At 45.9% G+C, this 20,093-nt stretch carries 19 protein-coding genes; 7 read left to right on the top strand and 12 right to left on the bottom strand.

From position 1 onward, the window contains the following. Positions 1–106: 106 nt before the first annotated feature. Together B5Z18_RS03055 and B5Z18_RS03060 are read left to right on the top strand one after the other, a co-directional pair. Entirely contained in the window at positions 107–775 is a 669-nt protein-coding gene (locus tag B5Z18_RS03055; protein WP_079467919.1) for a 4'-phosphopantetheinyl transferase family protein, read from the top strand. Positions 776–927: 152 nt separating this feature from the next. Further along, positions 928–1,299: a response regulator gene (locus B5Z18_RS03060; protein WP_079467920.1), complete on the top strand. Its 372-nt coding sequence runs from the start codon at positions 928–930 to the stop codon at positions 1,297–1,299. 57 nt (positions 1,300–1,356) lie between these two features. On the opposite strand, the gene B5Z18_RS03065 is transcribed toward B5Z18_RS03060, so the two are convergent. From B5Z18_RS03065 to B5Z18_RS03100, 7 genes are all read right to left on the bottom strand, one after another. Beyond that, a complete protein-coding gene (locus B5Z18_RS03065; RefSeq protein WP_079467921.1) occupies positions 1,357–2,076 on the bottom strand; it encodes a DUF4386 domain-containing protein in 720 nt (239 codons plus the stop codon). A 363-nt stretch (positions 2,077–2,439) separates the two neighbouring features. Further along, positions 2,440–3,213, bottom strand: coding sequence for a hypothetical protein (locus B5Z18_RS03070; protein ID WP_079467922.1), 774 nt, complete (start codon positions 3,211–3,213; stop codon positions 2,440–2,442). 70 nt (positions 3,214–3,283) lie between these two features. Beyond that, positions 3,284–3,799: a hypothetical protein gene (locus B5Z18_RS03075; protein ID WP_079467923.1), complete on the bottom strand. Its 516-nt coding sequence runs from the start codon at positions 3,797–3,799 to the stop codon at positions 3,284–3,286. 268 nt (positions 3,800–4,067) lie between these two features. Further along, positions 4,068–4,595, bottom strand: coding sequence for a GNAT family N-acetyltransferase (locus B5Z18_RS03085; RefSeq protein WP_079467924.1), 528 nt, complete (start codon positions 4,593–4,595; stop codon positions 4,068–4,070). After that, positions 4,592–5,122 (bottom strand): GNAT family N-acetyltransferase, encoded by a 531-nt coding sequence (locus B5Z18_RS03090; protein ID WP_079467925.1) that lies wholly within the window; start codon positions 5,120–5,122, stop codon positions 4,592–4,594. Before B5Z18_RS03090 ends, B5Z18_RS03085 begins: the two co-directional genes overlap by 4 nt. Positions 5,123–5,220: 98 nt before the next feature. Then, positions 5,221–6,651, bottom strand: a complete 1,431-nt coding sequence (locus B5Z18_RS03095) for a hypothetical protein (RefSeq protein ID WP_159454172.1) — start codon at positions 6,649–6,651, stop codon at positions 5,221–5,223. Between the two features lie 164 nt (positions 6,652–6,815). Further along, positions 6,816–9,209, bottom strand: coding sequence for a TonB-dependent receptor (locus tag B5Z18_RS03100; protein WP_235015866.1), 2,394 nt, complete (start codon positions 9,207–9,209; stop codon positions 6,816–6,818). Positions 9,210–9,498: 289 nt separating this feature from the next. On the opposite strand from B5Z18_RS03100, the gene B5Z18_RS03105 reads away from it, so the two are divergent. Together B5Z18_RS03105 and B5Z18_RS03110 are read left to right on the top strand one after the other, a co-directional pair. After that, on the top strand, positions 9,499–10,173 hold the full coding sequence (locus tag B5Z18_RS03105) for a response regulator transcription factor (protein WP_079467928.1): 675 nt from the start codon (positions 9,499–9,501) through the stop codon (positions 10,171–10,173). A gap of 35 nt (positions 10,174–10,208) precedes the next feature. After that, positions 10,209–11,492 (top strand): sensor histidine kinase, encoded by a 1,284-nt coding sequence (locus tag B5Z18_RS03110; RefSeq protein WP_079467929.1) that lies wholly within the window; start codon positions 10,209–10,211, stop codon positions 11,490–11,492. Between the two features lie 11 nt (positions 11,493–11,503). On the opposite strand, the gene B5Z18_RS03115 is transcribed toward B5Z18_RS03110, so the two are convergent. From B5Z18_RS03115 to B5Z18_RS03130, 4 genes are all read right to left on the bottom strand, one after another. Beyond that, positions 11,504–12,430 (bottom strand): transporter family protein, encoded by a 927-nt coding sequence (locus B5Z18_RS03115; RefSeq protein ID WP_200817189.1) that lies wholly within the window; start codon positions 12,428–12,430, stop codon positions 11,504–11,506. A 12-nt stretch (positions 12,431–12,442) separates the two neighbouring features. Beyond that, positions 12,443–13,483, bottom strand: coding sequence for a cytochrome-c peroxidase (locus tag B5Z18_RS03120; RefSeq protein WP_079467931.1), 1,041 nt, complete (start codon positions 13,481–13,483; stop codon positions 12,443–12,445). Between the two features lie 11 nt (positions 13,484–13,494). Continuing rightward, positions 13,495–14,313 carry an MbnP family protein gene (locus B5Z18_RS03125; protein ID WP_079467932.1) on the bottom strand — a complete coding sequence of 273 codons (819 nt, stop codon included), beginning with the start codon at positions 14,311–14,313 and terminating at the stop codon, positions 13,495–13,497. 77 nt (positions 14,314–14,390) lie between these two features. Next, complete coding sequence (locus B5Z18_RS03130; protein WP_143313478.1) at positions 14,391–14,786, bottom strand: hypothetical protein; 396 nt, start codon at positions 14,784–14,786, stop codon at positions 14,391–14,393. A 167-nt stretch (positions 14,787–14,953) separates the two neighbouring features. Between B5Z18_RS03130 and B5Z18_RS03135 the strand changes: the two genes are divergently transcribed. Next, a complete protein-coding gene (locus B5Z18_RS03135; protein WP_079467934.1) occupies positions 14,954–15,427 on the top strand; it encodes an RDD family protein in 474 nt (157 codons plus the stop codon). A gap of 68 nt (positions 15,428–15,495) precedes the next feature. On the opposite strand, the gene B5Z18_RS03140 is transcribed toward B5Z18_RS03135, so the two are convergent. Then, positions 15,496–15,696: a hypothetical protein gene (locus B5Z18_RS03140; RefSeq protein ID WP_079467935.1), complete on the bottom strand. Its 201-nt coding sequence runs from the start codon at positions 15,694–15,696 to the stop codon at positions 15,496–15,498. A 220-nt stretch (positions 15,697–15,916) separates the two neighbouring features. Here B5Z18_RS03140 and B5Z18_RS03145 point away from each other — a divergent pair, with 220 nt between their 5' ends. Further along, entirely contained in the window at positions 15,917–17,437 is a 1,521-nt protein-coding gene (locus B5Z18_RS03145; RefSeq protein WP_079467936.1) for an FAD-dependent oxidoreductase, read from the top strand. Positions 17,438–17,470: 33 nt separating this feature from the next. After that, positions 17,471–20,068 (top strand): DNA ligase D, encoded by a 2,598-nt coding sequence (ligD, locus tag B5Z18_RS03150; RefSeq protein ID WP_079467937.1) that lies wholly within the window; start codon positions 17,471–17,473, stop codon positions 20,066–20,068. Positions 20,069–20,093 lie beyond the last annotated feature (25 nt).

A 20,093-nucleotide genomic window follows, 5' to 3' on the forward strand; every position in this document is an offset into this window, starting at 1 on the left:
CAATTTAACAAGAAATATTAAATGCAATTGCAAAAAAAATGTGAAAATTCCGGGGTAGATTGCGGGTGCTGCACCTGCAGGCCTTCTTTTTAAACCTGATAAAAAAATGCCGAAGACCCACATCTCTGTTTATTACAGTTGTTATGATACCCCCTTGCCCGCAGACACTTTCAGCCGGCTGGTGTCCGTGCTGCCTGAAGATGCAAGGCCCGGTATATACAGGTACAGACGTTGGGAAGATGCGCATGCCGCTTTGCTGGGAAAACATTTGTTGCTATACGCATTCCGGCGCCTGCACCTTGACTATACACTTGCTGATATCCGATACACTCCTTATAAACGCCCGTATATTAAGGGGGCGCCCGATTTCAATATTTCCCATTCCGGTAATATTGCAGTATGTGCCATTGCCGGCAAAGGATATGTGGGTATTGATATTGAAAAGCCCGTTCCACTGCATGTTGAAGATTTCCGCCAGCAGTTTACCCCGGAAGAATGGGACGCCATCCGTAATGATCCGGCGGCGCCTGAAATATTCTACCGGTACTGGACCCGGAAAGAGGCGGTATTAAAAGCTGCCGGCACCGGTTTGAATGAAGCGCTGCATGAGCTGAATACCATAGATGATACCGTTTCCTATCATCAGCACACCTGGCAACTGAACCCGGTAACCATCATTCCCGGCTATATATGTCACCTGGCATCGAACGAAATGGATACCGTTATTAATACCCATGCCGTGAGTATCAGTGAACTGGTATCGATGTACGTATAACACCCCGGTGTGTAGCGTATCATCTCCATAAAACACTTAAAGACATTCCTTTATCACCCCCTTTAAATAATTGATATTCAAGCGACAAGGGAACAGGCCGCTTTTTTTGGTGCGGTATTGGTTTCCACACCTGCACATCAAATCGTATTACTATGACCAGGAAAATCCTCATCACAGAAAGCGAAGTTGATATAAAACTGCTTTTATCATCATTGCTTAAAAAGCATTACCAGATATCCTTTGTGAATGATGCAAAGCTATTATTGGAAGGAGCATTTGAGAAACCAGACCTGTTTATTTTAAACAGTCAGCTACCGGACCATAATATACTGGAAGTATGCAGACGCCTGAAATCAGATATTAACACCAAAGAAATACCGATACTGATCATTTCCGCATCAGAAGATATTGACTCTCTTATGGAAGCATGTCCGGGCGATGATTTTATCAGGAAACCATTTTCAGGGTCTGAATTACTGGCGAAGGTACACAGTGCTATTAATACAAATATTACCAGCAAATAATTGCGCTGTTTTGTATGAGCTATAAAGCTAACGAACCATTAGCTTTATAGCTCTTTTTTATGCGCTGATCTTTCCGGTGGGACTTTCCTTTGCACCCATTATCAGCAGCCAGAAACAAGTTCCTATTTCAGCAATACTGGCGGGTAATCTTATAAAAGAGGAGATACCCATTGCATCATAATGAGGCAAAAGCATCGCTCCGGAAAAATCCAGCAGGTACCCCACGCAACCGGCCATCAGCAGTATTCCCAGTATTTTAGGCAGAAAACCCGATTTAAATACCAGGTAACCAAAAGGAAACAGCCAAAGCCCCCAGAAGATCTTCAGAATCAGAATTCCGGAGTTGTACAGGTTGAGGTAAAACATGACCTGTGCCTGCAACTGATCATTGGTAAACACCTTCAGGTAGCTGTCGTCCCCTACCAGGTTGAGGACCGCAAATTTGTTCAGGACATTGACAAAAGACACCGGTACACTTATCACTGCCAGGATAACCATCAGTTTGGCCCAGTTGCCGTTAACCGTTTTGAGTAACCGGTACAGGGCCAGTGGTAAAAACAGGAAGAAGGTGTAGCAAACCAGGCTGCTTACTATACCAAGCCGGAATAAAAATTCAGCGGTCTTTATATTCAGGACCGTAGCAGGCGCATTATCCCATACAATGAGTTTGGAGGGAACATAGGCTAAACTGAAGATCCCGGTCAATACAACGACCAAATACAGTAAGCCGGCTATTCTTGCGGTTTTCTTATTAGAAAAGGATGCTTGTTTGTTCATCAGGTCAGAGAATATTCAGCGGGATTTCCACTGGTAAATAAATATACAAAATCCTGCCAATTGAGGATAACTCTTTATTGGAATAACCGGGGATATACCGGGAGATGGCGGTACGATGGCAGTAGGCATAGCTTTACCGTGCCTTCAAGGTGGACTTGATCAGGAGTTGTGTTTTAGATAAGATGCTTTCGATAAAACGGTAAAAAGAAGACTTAAAATGTAGTTTCCGGGGAGAATTTATGCAGATATAGTGCATTCGTTTATGGGGAACCGGGTGATTTGGCACTTATGCGCATAACGGTTCACGAAGAAAGATACTTCGTTGTCAAAAAAAATCATTTTCAATCAGGAGAAAAAGCTGCCTCACTCCCGCTGCCGTTGAACCTCCGGGTGTTTGGGGCGGGGAATACCGTTGTGTGTTTCCGGCTGAAGAGACAACAGCTTTCTTACATCCGGAACGCTGTTTTTCTTCAAACGCTTTTGTTTGGTGGAAGCCGGCGGCAACACTGCCATTATATCCGCGGCGAAGAAACGGCGGTTTGCTGTTGCATCTGTTCCTTTAATGCTTCTTACCTGTAAGATGATGAGCAGCATTCCTTTTCCCGGGGTGGCGGTATCCAGCTCCATGCCACTGAAAGGCTGGTTTAAGTTGATAGTGGCTGTTGTGCTGCTGCGGCCTGTGATCCGGCGCTCTTTGAAACTAATGCGTACTGCCGTAACCGTGATTTCCAGGTGGGAGAAATTTTCCTGCGACGGCAACGTTTGCGCCGGTATGCGTACCACTCCCCGTTGTGACACCACCGGCTGCTGACAGAAGAACTGCTCTGTACCGGTATAGCGGTTTATGCGGAACCCTTCTATGCCGCGGAGCGATTCGCTGTTTGTTTGGATCAGCGCTTTGTTCAGGCGGTTAACGAGCGAACCGTCGTGGTGAATATGCAACTCCGGGACGATGGCCCGCCGGATCAGTTTTCCTTTCCTGCTGGCGACGCCAAAATTCCTTGAAGCCTGCCGGGTAGCGGCGGTTTGCCTTACTGCTTCCGGCATGGTGCGAACGAAATAATTTCCGTTCCTCCGGTATCCGATGATATTGCCCAGCTTACCGGTAAAGCGGAGCAACCCGATTTGTTTTGCCATAGGGGTTAACTTTTGTTTTTAAAATGATGAAATAAACAACAACAATGGATGCGGGAGGAATGCAGAAAAATTAGTCTTTCCTGCCATGTCCTTTCCCGTTATTGCCCTTGTTGCCTTTGTCTTTATAGCCCTTGTTATCTTTTCCTTCTTTGTATTTACCATTCTTTGGGTGTCCTTTTACCACGTAATATTTTTCATCGTTGCTGTAACGGATGATCTCTTGCTTGCCATAGTTACCTTTATACTTTCCGTATTTGCTGCGGTACACATCCGGATGAAGGTATGGCTTAGGTTCATTGACTACCACTTTATACCCCCTGTTTAAATCGTAATGGTAGCTGGCGGGTAATGATGGCGCAAAGATCCATCGTCCGCCGTTGAGGTATATAAAGCGTCGTTCAGGCACATAATAATAGGCATCCACATCGGGCAGATAGTAGTATTCTGCATAATCGTAACCTACAGGGCCCCACAAAGGCTGGTTGCCGATGTTAACGTTTACATTTACCCTTACCTGCGCATAGCTGTTATTTCCGAAGAACAAACCAGCTATGGCCAAACAAGTGACTATTAATATCTTTTTCATGACCTTGTTATTTATAACCGTGTAGGTCCAAATGGAATGCCAATTTGCAGAATCCGCTATTCACAGGCGGTTTTTACGGATGAAGCGGCTATCGCCGGAAGCGTTTTTTGTTTACAAATTCTTTGAAGAAGTGGTCTCTGAAGGCGTTGCCAATAGGGATTTCGTGTTTGCCGGTATATACGGTATTATTATCAGATGAAGCTATATGATTAACATTAACAATATATGACTTACTGTTTCCTTCTATCGGGTATTTTTTTAATTCACTTCATCTCCAATTCTCTTTACTGATTTCATAGACAAAATTTAGCCTGGGTGCTTCTCCAAAATAAGTCACCTCTTCCTCGGCAATTTTTTCTGCACCAATACGGCCAATGGCAATTTGTGAACGGATGTTGTTTGCGCCGATATGGAAATAAACCTTTGATACGAATTGAAAAACATAATCCAGCATGATCGCTTTTACTGATTGGTTAATCCCCTTTCCCCAACATGAGGTAGCGTAAAACGTATAACCTATAAATAAGCTGTTATCCTGTTCATTATAGTTATAAATCCGTGTACTTCCTATAATGTTCCCGGTGGCTTTGTCCACTATTTTAAATGCTCCTTTGCTTTGCATTGCCCCATCAAAGAATACCTGGAATACTTCTCTTTTCCAACGATCCTGATTAGGGTGCTGCCGCCATATTTCCGGGTCCGATGCTACGGCATATAAAGCTTCAAAATCTTTTTCTTCCAACGGGTAAAGAATTACTTTGTCGTTTTCAAGTATGGGCTGTGTATTGAAAATCATTTGTCGGAATTTAGAATTTTTTTCATCATGATATCTGTCTGCTCATCATCTCCCAGTTTGAAAATATGCTTATCAAACTCCACGAAACCATTTTTCGTGTAAAAATTTATTGCTCTTTGATTTTCTTCCCAAACACCTAACCAAACATAGTGCGCATTTATCTGCGTGGCAATTTGCATCGCCTTTTCATAAAGTAATTGTCCGACTTTTTTACCATGAAACGCCTGTAACACATAAATCCGTTCAATTTCAAGCGCTTTATCGTCCTGTAGTTCTGTTTGTGATTGTCCTGCATTCAGTTTCAAATACCCGATTACGTTATTATCAAATATGGCAAAATAAAAGGAGGAGCCTTCATTATTCAATTCGGCAGTCAGTTTTTCTGAGGTAAAACCTTCTTCCAAATATTTAGTCATATTTTCTTCGGTGTTTCCTGCCGAAAATGTTTCGTAAAAAGTTCGCCGGCCTATTTCCTGTAATGCCGCAATGTCGTTCAGCGTTACTTTTTTGATTACTATATCTCCCATATTACCTGTTCATTTTGGCGTCGAAATTACTTTTAAATTGGATTACACTTGTAGTCCAGTTTAAATAAAATGGGTAGTCCAGTTTTAGCGCAGCTTTTTTACAGGTTATGAATAAAGGCGATCATCAAAGCGGCGGTCATTCGTGTAGCCGGCACCGTACCAATGGTACCAGTCAGCAGGTTAGACTCTTTCGGATCATCGAAGTTAATAGGTTGCTGGTAGTTGCCGGTATGGCCATAGCCTAATAAGATGCCTGTGCGGAGATTGTATTGGCGTCTTTTGATGTTTACGCCCAGCTGGCAATAGTAGTTATCCCAGGTAGATGTATTGGGTAAAAATCCATCGGTATCTTTTCTATCCGCATAATTGAAATCGGTTCTAATGGAGCAATAGCCCGTTAATTGCGGTTTCAGCTGGTAGCTAACGCCAACGGACATATTAAAAATAGCTTTTCTGCCTTCCCGCATTTCCAGTAATGCGATGGTAGATGAATTGTTACTCCCGGTATCGGGTCTTTCAAAAATTTCAGGGCGCGGGGTAAGGATATTATAATCTTTTATTTTGAGGAAGTATTCTGCTGCCATATACACCTGGCCCTTGTGATAGTCGTATGCATAGCCCAACGCCACGCTGGCGGGCGTTTTATAGTTTGTTTTCAGGCCTGTTTGCCGGGTGCTTGCCAGCAGGTTAATGGCTTCCTGATCCAGGAAACGGACATTTGCGATAGCGTTATTACTCAGTAAAGTTCCTTTTCCGCGCAGGTGAATAAGGGGGGAAGATAGCAATAGTCCGAAATGATGTTTCGTTACTTCATAGCTGAAACCCATCTTTAATTTCAAACCGATGTGATGATAATCCACCTGGTAGGCGCCTTCGTTACTGGCCAGCGGCATGGTGCTGGAGGTATTGTCGCCCACCAGCGCACGTGCGGTGAAACTTTCGCTGTAGTGCTGGGAGCGGGATTGTCCTTCTGCCATAAAGCCAATTGCCCAGCGGTTGGAAAGTTTAAATCCCGAGCTGATAAGGGCAGATGTTTCCCGGGTAACGTTCTGAAAATTATACTGGCCGATATAATATTCCAACGCAGGGTTGCCATTGCCGCCAACCACATTGAGCTTTGTATCCTGTTGCTGGGATACATTGTAATTCAGCACAGAAGTGTGGGTAAGCGCGTAGCCGACATAAATGGGTTTCCGGCGGCCCACTGATACGATGCCGGATAACATCTGCGGTACACTGGAGGTAATACGTGAATGCAGGTTTTTCCCGGTACCGGCGCCATTCTTAATCTTGATGGACTCCACCTGGTACACTGTTCCTGAAATAGAGGCAGTTTTCTTTTTGGTAAGCGCCTGCAACGCGGGATTATAAAAAAGAACGCCACTGTCCTTGTTGTTGGCAATAACGGCGCCGGGTGTAAAAAAGCCACCGGGACCATAGTTACCGGACCAATAATTGGCATCCTGGGCAAACAACAATTGGCTTATACATAAAAAAAGAATAGACGTGAGTATTACTCTGATCATCATGTTGCACTTAATGGGTGAATAAGACGGTTTGACTTAGGTTGAGCTACAAAAGATATTTTACTGAACAATTAAAGGGGGAAATTGTTTAGGGGTGGTTTTTCTTCATAAAAAAGGGGCTCTCTCTTAACGAGAAAGCCCCTTTTTAGTATATATAATTTATTACACTAGAATTTGTAAGATACCGTTCCGGTAAACTGGGTAGGCGGTATTGGGTTGATGCTGTAGTTTTCGTGTACGTAGTAGCTGTAAGTATTGGTAACGTTGGATACTTTACCCATTACTGCGAAACGTTTGAAAGCATATCCCGCGCTCAGGTCGAGGGTAGAGAAGCCGGGAACAGAAATCAGGCGGTTGTATTTTTGTGTTTGATTGACGGTGTTGTTCCAGCCTGCGTAGCGCTGACCGAGGTAGTAATAACCAACGCCCACTTTCAGTCCCTTTAGTTTTGTTTCCTGTAAAGTATAGAATGCGCTTGCATTGGCGGTATGGTTCGGGTTACCTACCAGGCGTTCTCCTGCTATGGAGCTGCCGGTAAGACCAGGTGTTTTTTCGATTGTCATGCTGTTATAGCTATAACCTGCCACGAGATCCAGGCCTGCTACAGGATGACCTGCGATATCCAGTTCCACGCCCTGGCTGAGGGTTTCACCGATCAGGGTTTTTACGTTGGTGTTGCTGTTAACTGTTCCATCGCTCTTAAACGCGGCCATTTGTGCGTAGTTATTATTCCGGATGCGGTAGCCTGTAACGTTAACGGACAAACGACCTTTCAGGATATCATTTTTCACGCCCAGCTCGTACTGTTCAATGATGGATGGTTCCAGGTTTGCACCATAGATATCCTGACCACTGTTAGGGGTAAACGAAGTGGAGTAGCTTGCAAATACAGCTGTGGAAGCGATAGGCTTATACACCAGGCCGAAGCGGGGCGAAAATGCGTGATCGTATTTAGATTTACCGGAGGTTTTACCGCCTTTGAAGTCGTAGGTAACCGGAGCTTCTGTTTGCAGGTAAGAGAAACGCACACCCGCCAGTACTTTGATCTTTTCAGAGATGCTGATCAGATCCTGTACATAAGCGCCTAACCTGTTAACCGGTGCATTGAGAATCGTTTTCAGCGTATCTACCGGCATATCGGTACGGCGTGGGAACTTATTGGGTTCGTATACATTGATGATATCATAGATACCGGTGGTTTTGTTGATAGATGGTACGGTGTATCCATAAGTACCTGTGAGGTACCTGTCGGCATCCACACCGGCGAGGACTGTATGCTCTATAGCGCCGGTTCTTACTTTACCGGTTAAATCCACCTGTGCGGCGTAGTAGTCTTCATTGGTGCCATTTCTTCCCAGCGGGCGGGCCCAGGTGCTGTCGCCTTTTGCCTGGATCCTTTCTATGGAATAATAGTCCCTGTAATATTTAGAGTAAGCAACGTTGCCGGTGATTGCCCAGTTATCGTTCAGTTTATGTTTGATGTTGGCAGATGCAGTGGTTTGTTGTGTATGTGCATACTGCCACGGTGCGCCATAGAAAGTATTGCGTGATGTTTTGATCAATGCTGTATCGCCGATAGAACCGGTACCGAAGTCCGGTGTGAAGTCGTGTTTCAGGTAATCTGCCTGCACCACTAATTCCGTGCGGTCGCTCAGTTTGAACAACAGGGAGGGATTTACATAGTAGCGTTTGGAGTGTACCTGGTCGCGGTAGCTGTCGGCGGTTTCGAACGTGCCGTTTACGCGGTAGGCTACTTTGGACGACAAGGGACCGTAAATGTCAAAGGCGGGTTTCAGCAGTCCGTAGCTGCCGGCACGGAGATTTACTTCCCCACCGAAATTGAATTTGGGTTGTTTCGTTACCATGTTCATAACAGCGCCGGGAGATACGTTGCCATACAGGATGGCAGCGCTGCCTTTCAGCACTTCTACCCTTTCGAGGGAGCTCATTTCGGGCATAGCGCCGGAGTTAACGCGGGCGCCGTTCTTGAAGGTATTGGTGCTGGAAAATCCGTAGCCACGGGCGTTAAATGTTTCCTGTGTACCGGCTCTCATGGAGGCCATGTATACGCCGTTGATGTTTTTTACCACATCGCTGAGGCGTTGCGCCTGCTGGTTTTCCAATACTTCATGACCGATAATCGCCACGCTTTGCGGGAGGTCCATTACCGGCACCGGTAATTTCCCGATGCTTACCGGTCTTTTATTAATCGTTCTTGTTTTAGTACCATCTACCACTACCTCGTTCAACTGGCTGGCGGTAGCTTCCAGTGCTATGTTTACGGCGGTTACTTCATCTGCGCCGATAGTTACTGATTGGTGCAATGTTTTAGCACCGGTGTAAGAGATAACCAGTGTGTAGTTACCGGGCTTTACATTCTTCAATGTAAACTGACCCGCTTCATCTGTCAGGGTACCCTTTTTTGTATCTTTCAATCCAATAGTTACAAATGCTGCAGGCTGCCCGTCGGCGGAGCTGATCTTTCCTTTGATAACACCGGTTTGTGCCAGTACAGTAAGGTTGATAAAAATGAGGCCGAGAATAAAGTATAAATGTTTCAACGAGATTTCTTTTGTGCAAAGAAAAATCAATCCCATCGATTAGCTAAGACGGATCGGGAAAAGTTCCATTCCCCCTTGTGTACCGTGCTTTGTTCCTATAACCGCGGTGATCCAGCCGTTATTCATCTCCTGAAAGCTAAATGAAAACACAATATAATTCATAAACAACTATTACACAGCTAATTAAGAATTACAAAGAAAGACAAACGAGATGACTACCCCACATTAAACCCTTGCTGGCAGCAGATAAATTCAGAATTTATTCAGAATTGAAGTATAATTTAGTGCCATGAAATTACTGATTATAGAAGACGAGATACAGCTGGCACAAAGCATTATCTCTTATTTGTCAGGCGAAAATTATGTATGTGAATATGCCGGTACCTACCAACAGGCATTGGCAAAAATAGAAATGTTTGAATACGAATGTATCCTGCTGGACCTGATGTTGCCCGGCGGCGATGGTATCAGGTTGCTGGAAGAAATAAAGAAAAGGGATAAAGAAGAAGGCATTATTATCATTTCTGCGAAAGACTCCTATGAAGATAAAATACTGGGACTACAAACCGGGGCAGATGATTACCTGGCCAAACCCTTTCATTTACCGGAACTATCGGCCAGGATCTTTTCTATTATCAGAAGAAGAAAATTCAATAACAGCAATATTATCCGGCAAAATGAACTCACCATTAACCTGTTGTCGAAAACAGTGCTCATCAATAATGCGCCGGTAATTCTCACCAAAAAAGAATTTGATCTCTTACTCTATTTCATCGGCAACAAAAATAAGGTCATCTCTAAAAATGCACTGGCAGAACACCTGTCGGGCGATATTGCCGGGATGCTCGATGATCACAACTTCATTTACGCCCACATCAAAAACCTGAAAAAGAAACTGGGTGAGGCCGGGTGCGGTCATTACCTGAAAACTATTTACGGCACCGGTTACAGGTGGGAAGTATAGTTTATCTTAGCAGCCTTAAAGCATCCTGTAAGGCTATGAATAAGTTGCTTAATAAATCGATGAGGGCATTTGTGCTATACGCCGGAATTGTGCTGGCATGCAGCATTCCCGCCTATTACGCCATTATAGATTTCATATGGGCACATGAATTAAAAGAACATAACCGCATTGTAAGCGCTACCACGCGGCAAAACTTACAAGCCCTTTCTCTTACTGATAAAGAACTTTCCGAAACTGTAGCACTCTGGAATAAACTGCAGCCGGAAACACAATTACAACCTGTTGCTGCGCTACGGCCAGACTCCACGTATAACATCTACCGGAAAAATAAATACATCCCCGCCAAGGGTTGGGACAGGTTCCAGGGGCTGGTTACCTACTTTACGATCAACGGCAAAGTATTCCGGCTTACGCAGGAAGTTAATATGGAAGAATCGCATGAAACCATTATCGCCATTGCTGGCGTGGCATTCCTTTTCTTCCTGATCCTGTTGGGTGGTCTTATTTTTATCAACAAACGAACATCGGAAAAACTGTGGCGTCCTTTTTACAGCAGCCTGCAAAAGATCCAGGCCTTTGACCTGCACAGGCAATACGCCATTGAATTTGAAAAAACCGGGATTGAAGAATTTGAGACGCTCAATCATCATCTCGAGAAACTTATTGCTGGTAATATTGCAGTGTATAAACAACAAAAGGAGTTTACCCAAAATGCTTCACATGAATTGCAAACACCGCTATCTATTGTGAGGTTTAAGCTGGACCTGCTGCACCAGAGCAAACCGATTACCGACGAACAATCTGCACTCATTGATGAAGCGCATCAGTCGTTGTCGAAAGTAACGCGGATCAATAAAAACCTGCTGCTGCTGGCTAAAATTGAGAACAGCCAGTTTTCGGGGAAAGAAGCCATCAATTTATCTGCGTTGCTGGAAAAACATATTTCGCTACTGGACGATTTCCTGGAAGACAAGCAACTGCAGGTAATAAAACATATTGCACCGGACGTGGTGTTATCAGGCAATAAAACACTGACAGAGATCCTGCTCACCAACCTGATCATGAATGCGGTGCGGCACAGTCAGCCGAAAGATACGGTTACCATTACGCTGAAGACACACCTGCTGGAGATATCCAATACAGGCGCCATGCCACTGGAGGAGAAAATGCTTTTCCGGCGTTTCGGCACTTCCTCCCCCAATACAACCGGCACCGGTTTGGGGCTGGCTATTGTGCGCCAGATCTGTCAGTTGCATGGCTGGCAGGAAAGCTATCGTTTTGAAAATGGCTTTCACCTGTTTAGCATCGCATGGGCATAACAGTATGCGGACTAAAACAGATAAGTAACGTGTACCATTACACGATTTCCGGCTTTAATCTTGCTATCGGCCAGCTGCTGTGAAATAACGGGTTGGAAATTACCTCCCACGGAAACAACGCCCATCGTGGCTTCCAGTCCCACGGTGGTCAACAGCGAGTGCCCTCCGGAAATATCCACTGTATACTTTTTTGCTTCTGTATCCTTTTCCGCTGTCTCGTACAGTATGCCTGCATTGGGCGCCAGCGTTACTTTTTCCGCTGCTCTTATTTTATAATAACCCAGTATGTTTGCCGTGAATTTATTTCCATACTGGTAGTCGTATTTATTAGCGGTGTTGATCTTATAGCTAACGTTGGCATTTACACCGAAGTCCATCAGCCGCACATCGTACATGGCATTTAAAGTGAAGTCGGTGCTGGCGGTGCCGAGCTGGAAATTATTGGGTGTGTCTTCATTTTCCTTATGCTCTGTGGGCTCATATTTCCCGGTGGGTGCTTTTATGCCCCCTCCTATCCATAGCGATTGTACCAACAGCTTACCGTTGCCGGTGGTGTGTTGTTTATCCAGCAACTGGTAGTAGCCCACCAGCGCGATATCGCCGATACCGGATTTACGCAGGGTAGCGCCCTGGTTTTCGCGGCTGTTGAAATTAACCGGTATGAACCCCAGCACGCGGAAGCGTTTGCCGATGTTCCATCCTCCCCAGAGCTCCGCTGTTTGGTAGGTTTCGTTGGTAGTAAGATAGGAAGTTGTACCGCCAGGACCCAGGTGGGAACGCAGTGTTTTATACTGGTACCGCACACCGATGAACTTCTTTTTAAAATCCGGCAGCAGGCCGATATAGTAGCTTCCTACGCCACAGCCGCAGATATCACAGGCCCTGGCTTCATAGATGCCCGTGATGATACCCATCAGCAACAGTAGTATCTTTTTCATTCGTTGCATATTTTATTGTGATTCTTCCGAGAAGCGTTTGTCTTTAACAAAAACCCGGTCGTTCAGTGTGTTGAGGAATACCAGCAGTAATTGCTGTTCTGCTGCACTGAGCGGGATGCCCGGCTTCGCGTTTATTTTCAGTAACGGATCAAGCGTTGGACCGTCCTGTACTTCTAATGCGTAGTGATTTAATACGCCCTGGAGCGTATAAAAGCGGCCATCATGCATATAAGGGGCGGTGTAAGCGAGGTTACGCAAACTGGGCACTTTGAACTTATACCGGTCGGCAGGGTTCAGCGTGATCGGGTACCGGCCTTCGTCGTTGTTGGGACCGGCGCCGATACCATTATTCCGGAAGGAATGATCGGTGAACAGCGGCTCCTGGTGGCAGCTGCTGCATTTCTGTTGAAACAAGGCATAGCCTTGTTGTTCCGCCGGTGTGAAGGTGGCCTGTTTACGGGATACGCTATCGTATTTCGACTGATCGCTCACCACCATTACCATAAATTGCGAGAGTGCTTTCATCATCCGGGCAGTGGTGATTTCTTCTGTGCCGAATACTTTTTTAAACAGCGCCGGGTAAGGCGATGTTTGACGCAGTTTATTCAGCACGTTGCCCACCGTTTCATCCATTTCCACGAAGTTGGTAATGGGCGCTACCGGTTGCAGGTCAAGGTCAAAAACACCGCCATCCCACATGAAGGTGGTATTCCACGCCAGGTTCATGATGGGCGGGGAATTGCGGCTGCCCAGGCGGTCGTCGATACCATGACTTACATCATGCCCGTGATGGGTGAAGGCCGCGGTTTGGATATGACAGCTGCCGCATGAGATGGTGTTATTACGGGAAAGCCGTGGTTCGTAGAACAGCTTGCGCCCCAGTTCAAATCCTTCTTTGGTGACGGGGTTGCTGACCAGTTTATACACCGGCGCCGGGAACCCTGCGGGCTGTTGAAAACCGGTAAAGGCATCCATCTCATCTTTTAATTCATTGCTTTTACTGCATGCCGGTAAAAGGAGTATCAGAAAGATACTCCATCTTAGTTTAGTCATGACCGTTAGTTTTAGTTCTCCGTATGATCGTGGTGGAACATGTGGGTATAGTTATCCGCGATCTTTGCGCTGAAGTCGCCAAACATCACCGTGGGATTGGTTAAAATACTGACGGTAGTAGCGCCGTTGAACATTTTCAGGATGTCTACCATGAGATGGATGTTCGCTTCCCTGCCCCGCCGCACCTTTGCTGCGCCGCCGGCGCTGAGGTTGATGGTAATGGTCCTGTTATTGTTTAAGGTAGGCGCGCTGTATCCGCCGAAGCCGCCGATGTGGTAGCGGAATTTATGTTGCCCGCTGGGATCTGTTGGCGCCGCATCTGAGATGCCTTCCATTTTAAAGAAGATGTATCCCATGTTCCAGCCCCAGTACATGCCGTCGTCCATTCCGGCGGAAGGGTCCAGCACGCCGGTGCGCTTACTCACGTCCATTACGCTGCTCAGGCTGTCTACCCCCAGGATAAAACTCAGGGACGTATATTCTCCTTCCGGTACGCGCACCTTTACAAACTGTGACGCTGCTTCTGATTCTGATACGAGGAAATAGCTGCTGTCTTTGGGAACAATATATTCCTGTCCGCCTGCATTTCTCACTTTAATATTGGTGATGAAATATTTCAGGCGGTCTACTTTAAAAGCCTCTCCTGCCGCGTTGACATAAGTGCCGGTATTGAGCTGGAGGTTTTTATCGCCGGCGATATTATCAAACTGAATGGATAACGTGGCTTTCACGGTTTCATCTGCTACTGGCGTGGTGTCGTCTTTTTTGCAGGCGGATATGCCGCTGCTGATCACCAGGATAGTGAGTATAATTTGCGGGATACGATACATGTTAAATGGTGTTAGGAAGAAATAATTATGAATGGTGCGGGCAATAGATGGCCCTGCCTGTAAGGAATACAGGGCTTTTAAAGCATATGCGGAACTCCCGCGATGGGTGGGCGGAAAACGGCTGATGGCTGGTCAACGGGAACGCCTATATTAAAACACAGCGGATAGTTTGTACGCACAGCAGTGAATGCGGGTTTGAAAATATTATTATCAGGGAGATGGGCATAGAATATTTCGCTCTTGTTATCTGTTTTACTCCAGGGGCTTTCGTGTTCTTTCCTGTCTTCTTCGCGGAGTTGTTTGGTAAGGTGGCATTTACCGTTACAATGCAGTTGTGGTTGATTGCGGTTAACGCATAAATTTTTGGCGATGTATTCCTGGTTTACATAAAACCCAAGCATTACCACATAACGGCCTGATAGCTGGCAAAGCCAGATCAGCATTAGAAGTACCGTTATTATTTGTTTCCGCATTCCTTACGTGGGTTAAATTCCGGGGCAAAGTTATTTCTTTCATAAATGTTTGCCTGAAAATGAACGGGACAATCATTTAGATAAAGGGACTTTTTAAATAAAAACGTCTTCCGGAGAAATAAAATCAGATTATTATTTCATATTTTACTGTCAAATCCTTTTAACCTATGGAATTACAAACACAAGAATCCATATTCACCGATGAAACATCGCTTGAAATGGCTGGTCATGGCCGGCGTCTTGCTAATTATGTCATAGACCTGATTAGCTTTTATATTGTTCTGATAGCTGTAACGGTACCTATTACTATTGTATACCCGGACCTGCTGGACTATGCAGATTCACCTGGCGGAAACTTACTGGACCGGTTGTTCGCCATGCTGGCATATGGTATCTATATGGGTGTAGTGGAAGCGGTATTCAAGGGGAAGTCGCTCGGCAAACTTATCACAGGCACCCGTGCAGTAAACGAAGATGGTACGGAGATATCGGCTAAAACTGCTTTCCTGCGGGGATTGAGCCGTGCGGTTCCGTTCAATGCCTTCAGTGCATTTGGCGCCTGGTGTCATCCGTGGCACGACCGGTGGACAGATACGTATGTAGTTGATGTGAAGAAATCGATTTTACCGTTGGGGAAATAATTTTCGCGCTTATACCAAGAAAAGCCCTGGTACGCATCGACGTACCGGGGCTTTTCTTTACCATGTAACTACTCTGATACGTTATCCGTGTCTTTTGTATGCTTTTCTTCTTCCTTCAACTTTTCTTCTTTTTTTTTGTCTTTATCGGGTATTACATTTTTCAGTGTGTCGTCCGATGTTACTTCGCGGGTAATATCGCGGCTGTAGTCATTTCCCAGATCCGGACTGGTTTCTCCATGTCCGCCGATCGTTTTATCTTTTAGTGGCATAACATTCCGTTTTAAAAGTTTAGAAAATTAATTACTTAGCGGCTATATTTTGATCATGCTGTTCCATAACACATCTTTTTAAAACAATAAAAAAGAAATGCTTCCTCTGAAAATTTCGGCAAAATCATGCCAGTATGAACAGCAACATGAACCGTAAACAAGCCGTCTTCTCTTCCGTGGCATAGTATTTACATGTGTATGCAATATTAAACCAATAGCTATGATAGCACGAGATACTTATTCCATCAGCCTCTGGCAGGACCACATAACGCCCTTTGCAGGAACTAACACCGCTGAACCCGCAGCATTATATGATGTAATCATTATCGGCGGAGGCATTACCGGCGTCAGCACGGCCTTTCTCTTACAGGATGAAGGAAAAAACTGCCTGTTGCTGGAGGCAGAGAATATCGGCTATGGCACCTCCGGCGGTACTACCGCGCATCTGAACACGTTACTGGATGTACCCTATTATGTGATCCGGAAAAACTTTGGCAGGGAAGCCGCCCAACAGGTGTATGCCAGCGTTACAGAAGCCATTGCGCTGATAAAACATAATATCAGCAGATGGGAAATTGAGTGTGGATTCAATGACGCAAATGCTATCCTGTTTGCACAAAATGAGGAACAGGAAAAAGAACTGCAGCAGATTGCAGACGCCTCTGCCGAAGCCGGGCTGGAAATGACGCCCATTGATACCATCCCGGTATCCATTCCTTTTACCAAAGCCATGAAAGCCGGCGAACAGGCAAAGTTCAATCCCCTGCAATATATACAGGGCCTGGCCCGTGCCTTTGAAACAGCAGGCGGTACCATCCGGCAGCAATGCCGCGTAACGGGTGTAGATAATAACGATATCGTTACGGTTACCACCAATGCCGGCACCTTTAGGGCCAGGTCGGTGATCTATGCCACACATATTCCGCCCGGCATCAACCTGTTGCACCTGCGATGCACCCCTTACCGCAGCTATGCAATGGCCGTTGTCCTCGAAGATGACAAGTACCCCGAAGAACTGATCTATGATATGTATGATCCCTATCACTATTACCGGACACAGGAAGTAGACGGACAAAAATACCTGATTGCAGGCGGGGAAGATCATAAAACCGGGCAGGAAGAAAATACCGCACAGTGTTTTCTCCGGCTGGAAAGCTATATCAGACAGCACTTTAAAGTGAAAGCAATAAAATACCAGTGGTCATCGCAGTATTATGAACCGGTTGACGGGCTACCTTATATCGGGCATCTTCCCGGTGTGGAAGATAATATTTTTGTGGCAGCAGGTTATGGTGGAAACGGCATGGTATACAGCAGTGTGGCGGCTTTGTTACTAAAGCGGATCCTGTTGGGACAGAAGCCCAGAAACGAAGCGCTGTTTGATCCCAACCGGATTAAACCTGTGGCAGGATTCAGCCAGTTTGTTTCCCATAATGCGGATGCAGTGAAACAATTTATGGGGAAATTCTTTTCCGGCGAACAGCTGGAAGTGCTGGCAGGTATAGCTCCCGGTGAAGGTAAAGTAGTGGAATATGAAGATCAGAAAATAGCTTTGTATAAAGATGAAGCGGGTAAGTTATATGCGTTGAAACCCACCTGCACCCATCTGAAATGTGATGTGAGTTGGAATAATGCGGAGCGGTCGTGGGACTGCCCCTGTCACGGCGCCCGTTATGATATCGAAGGCCGGGTGCTGAATACCCCGGCAGATCAGGGACTGGAACAACTGGATATCTCCTGAAAGCGTATATATAGTATCTAAAATATGCTGGCTATGAGCCTGGAAAAATACCGGCAGAAAAGAACCTTTAGTAAAACACCTGAACCCACCGGCGGGAAAGGTGAGGATCAGCTGCTACACTTTGTTGTACAAAAGCACGATGCTTCCCACCTGCACTACGATTTCCGCCTGGAAATGCGGGGGGTACTGAAAAGCTGGGCAGTGCCCAAAGGGCCTTCTATGGACCCGGAAGTAAAACGGCTGGCCATGATGGTAGAAGATCATCCGTATAACTACAAGGGTTTTGAAGGTATTATTCCGGAAGGCAACTATGGCGCCGGCACTGTAATCGTATGGGATGAAGGCGCCTATGAAATGGCAGATGCCGGTGGCGCCGATAAAAAACAGCAAACAAAAAACCTGCTGCACCAGCTGCACAGCGGCAAGTTGAAACTGATACTCAAAGGGAAAAAACTCAAAGGCGCGTTTGCATTGGTAAAAGCTGCCGGCAGAGGCGACAATGCCTGGCTGCTGATGAAAGTAAAAGACCGTTACGCCTTGAAAACAGATATCACCACTAAAAACAAATCGGTCATTTCAGGAAAAACAATTGAACAGATAGCAAAAAATCCGGAGAAGGTTTGGAAAAGCAACCGGAAACAAACCGTTACTAAAACCACTGCAAAAAAAGCAGCTGCACCAGCAGATAATCATACTGCGCTGTTGAAAAAGGGCAAAACTGCTCCGATGCCTAAAGGCATAAAACCTATGCTGGCAGCGGTTACTTCCAGGCCATTTGATAAAGAAGACTGGCTCTATGAAATAAAGTGGGATGGTTACCGCGCCATCGGGTATCTTAACAACGGTAAAGCAGACCTGTTTTCCCGTAACCAGCTTTCCTTCAATGAAAAATTCAGTGTGATCACAGCAGCGTTGCAGCAATGGAAAGTAAAGGCCGTAACAGACGGTGAAATTGTGGCAATAGATGAAAAAGGCAACCCCGACTTCCAGGCTTTGCAAAACTATTTCAAACACGGCAAAAGTGCGCATCTTGTTTACTACCTTTTCGATTTGCCCTGGTACAATGGTAAAGACCTTACGCATTTGCCACTGGAAGAACGAAAGGCTATCCTGGCGGAGATCATACCGGCGGATCATGATATCATCCGGTACAGCAACCATATCAGCGGACAAGGCACTGCGTTTTATAACGCCGCCATTAATAAAGGACTGGAAGGTATAATGGCCAAAGCAGCCGGCAGCCACTACATTATGGGCCGCAGAACAGAGAGCTGGCTGAAAATAAAAAACAGCCACCGGATGGAAGCCATCATCTGCGGATATACCGCCGGCAGGAACAGCCGCAAGCATTTCGGGGCAATTATACTGGGCAGGTATGAAGGGAAAGAACTGAAATATATTGGTCATACCGGTGGCGGGTTTAATGATAAACTGCTAAAAGAACTTTTTGCAAAGTTCCAGTCGCTCCTCGCGCCAGAGCATCCGTTTAAAACAAAGCCGCAGACAAACATGCCGGCTACCTGGCTAAAGCCGGTACTGGTGTGCGAAGTGAAGTTTGCGGAGGTAACGCGGGAAGGAATTCTTCGTCAGCCGGTATTTATGGGATTACGGGAAGATAAAAAAGCAGCAGATGAAAAGGGAATAAAAGTTGTTTCCCCTCCCGCCGGTAAAAAAGCATCTTCCCGGAAAAAAGAGCCGGGCATATTTTTACCGGAGGAAGAGAAACAGGTAGAAATAAAGGTAGACGGGAAGCTGCTGAAATTTACCAATCTTGATAAATTATACTGGCCAGATGAAGGCATTACCAAGCGGGATATGATCAACTACTACGCGGCCATTGCCGATTATATACTGCCTTATCTGAAAGACCGGCCACAGTCGCTCAACAGGTTCCCGGAAGGCATCAGGGGTTTTAATTTTTATCAGAAGAATGTGGAAGACAAGGTGGCTCCGTGGATCCCGACCTTTCCTTATACCAGCGAATCGGATGGGGAAACAAAATCATTTCTTGTTTGTAAAGACAGGGCTACCCTGTTGTACATGGCCAACCTGGGATGTATTGAATTAAATCCCTGGCACAGCAGGATACAGCATCCCGATGAACCGGATTATTGCCTGATAGACCTTGATCCTGACACCAACTCTTTTAACGAAGTGATTGAAACCGCATTGGTGATCAAAGATATTTTAGATGAGATTGGCGCGTCCTCTTTTGTAAAAACCTCCGGGGCTACGGGCATGCATATACTCATTCCGCTGGGAGCGAAATACAGCTTCGCGCAATCGAGAATGCTGGCCGAGCTGATTGTAAACATTGCCAATAAACGATTACCGGACAGCACCAGCGTGCTGAGAACACCGGCCAAAAGGAAAGGCCGGATCTATCTCGATTTTATGCAGAACCGGCAAATACAAACGATGGCGGTGGCTTACTCCCTGCGGCCAAAGCCGGGAGCAACCGTGTCCGCACCCTTGCGGTGGGAAGAAGTGAAGAAGGGATTAAAGGCAACTGACTTCAATATTTACAACATGCCGCAGCGGATCGCGGAGGAAGGCGACCTGCTGAAAGGTTTGCTGGGAAAAGGTATTAACATGAAAACGGTGCTGAACAAACTGCAGCATTTGTTATAAGATAAGGTGGCCTTGCACAGGGGCG

The sequence above is a fragment of the Chitinophaga ginsengisegetis genome, from assembly GCF_900168065.1.
In the GTDB taxonomy this organism is placed as follows: domain Bacteria; phylum Bacteroidota; class Bacteroidia; order Chitinophagales; family Chitinophagaceae; genus Chitinophaga; species Chitinophaga ginsengisegetis.

Bases quoted from the DNA above. Each gene is read 5' to 3' on its own strand.
- B5Z18_RS03120 (WP_079467931.1), bottom strand. From the start codon at position 13,483: ATGACTAAACTAAGATGGAGTATCTTTCTGATACTCCTTTTACCGGCA.
- B5Z18_RS03085 (WP_079467924.1), bottom strand. From the start codon at position 4,595: ATGATTTTCAATACACAGCCCATACTTGAAAACGACAAAGTAATTCTT.
- B5Z18_RS03095 (WP_159454172.1), bottom strand. From the start codon at position 6,651: ATGATGATCAGAGTAATACTCACGTCTATTCTTTTTTTATGTATAAGC.
- B5Z18_RS03070 (WP_079467922.1), bottom strand. From the start codon at position 3,213: ATGGCAAAACAAATCGGGTTGCTCCGCTTTACCGGTAAGCTGGGCAAT.
- B5Z18_RS03115 (WP_200817189.1), bottom strand. From the start codon at position 12,430: ATGAAAAAGATACTACTGTTGCTGATGGGTATCATCACGGGCATCTAT.
- B5Z18_RS03055 (WP_079467919.1), top strand. From the start codon at position 107: ATGCCGAAGACCCACATCTCTGTTTATTACAGTTGTTATGATACCCCC.
- B5Z18_RS03110 (WP_079467929.1), top strand. From the start codon at position 10,209: ATGAATAAGTTGCTTAATAAATCGATGAGGGCATTTGTGCTATACGCC.
- B5Z18_RS03105 (WP_079467928.1), top strand. From the start codon at position 9,499: ATGAAATTACTGATTATAGAAGACGAGATACAGCTGGCACAAAGCATT.
- B5Z18_RS03130 (WP_143313478.1), bottom strand. From the start codon at position 14,786: ATGCGGAAACAAATAATAACGGTACTTCTAATGCTGATCTGGCTTTGC.
- B5Z18_RS03125 (WP_079467932.1), bottom strand. From the start codon at position 14,313: ATGTATCGTATCCCGCAAATTATACTCACTATCCTGGTGATCAGCAGC.
- B5Z18_RS03140 (WP_079467935.1), bottom strand. From the start codon at position 15,696: ATGCCACTAAAAGATAAAACGATCGGCGGACATGGAGAAACCAGTCCG.
- B5Z18_RS03060 (WP_079467920.1), top strand. From the start codon at position 928: ATGACCAGGAAAATCCTCATCACAGAAAGCGAAGTTGATATAAAACTG.
- B5Z18_RS03135 (WP_079467934.1), top strand. From the start codon at position 14,954: ATGGAATTACAAACACAAGAATCCATATTCACCGATGAAACATCGCTT.
- ligD (WP_079467937.1), top strand. From the start codon at position 17,471: ATGAGCCTGGAAAAATACCGGCAGAAAAGAACCTTTAGTAAAACACCT.
- B5Z18_RS03090 (WP_079467925.1), bottom strand. From the start codon at position 5,122: ATGGGAGATATAGTAATCAAAAAAGTAACGCTGAACGACATTGCGGCA.
- B5Z18_RS03075 (WP_079467923.1), bottom strand. From the start codon at position 3,799: ATGAAAAAGATATTAATAGTCACTTGTTTGGCCATAGCTGGTTTGTTC.
- B5Z18_RS03065 (WP_079467921.1), bottom strand. From the start codon at position 2,076: ATGAACAAACAAGCATCCTTTTCTAATAAGAAAACCGCAAGAATAGCC.
- B5Z18_RS03145 (WP_079467936.1), top strand. From the start codon at position 15,917: ATGATAGCACGAGATACTTATTCCATCAGCCTCTGGCAGGACCACATA.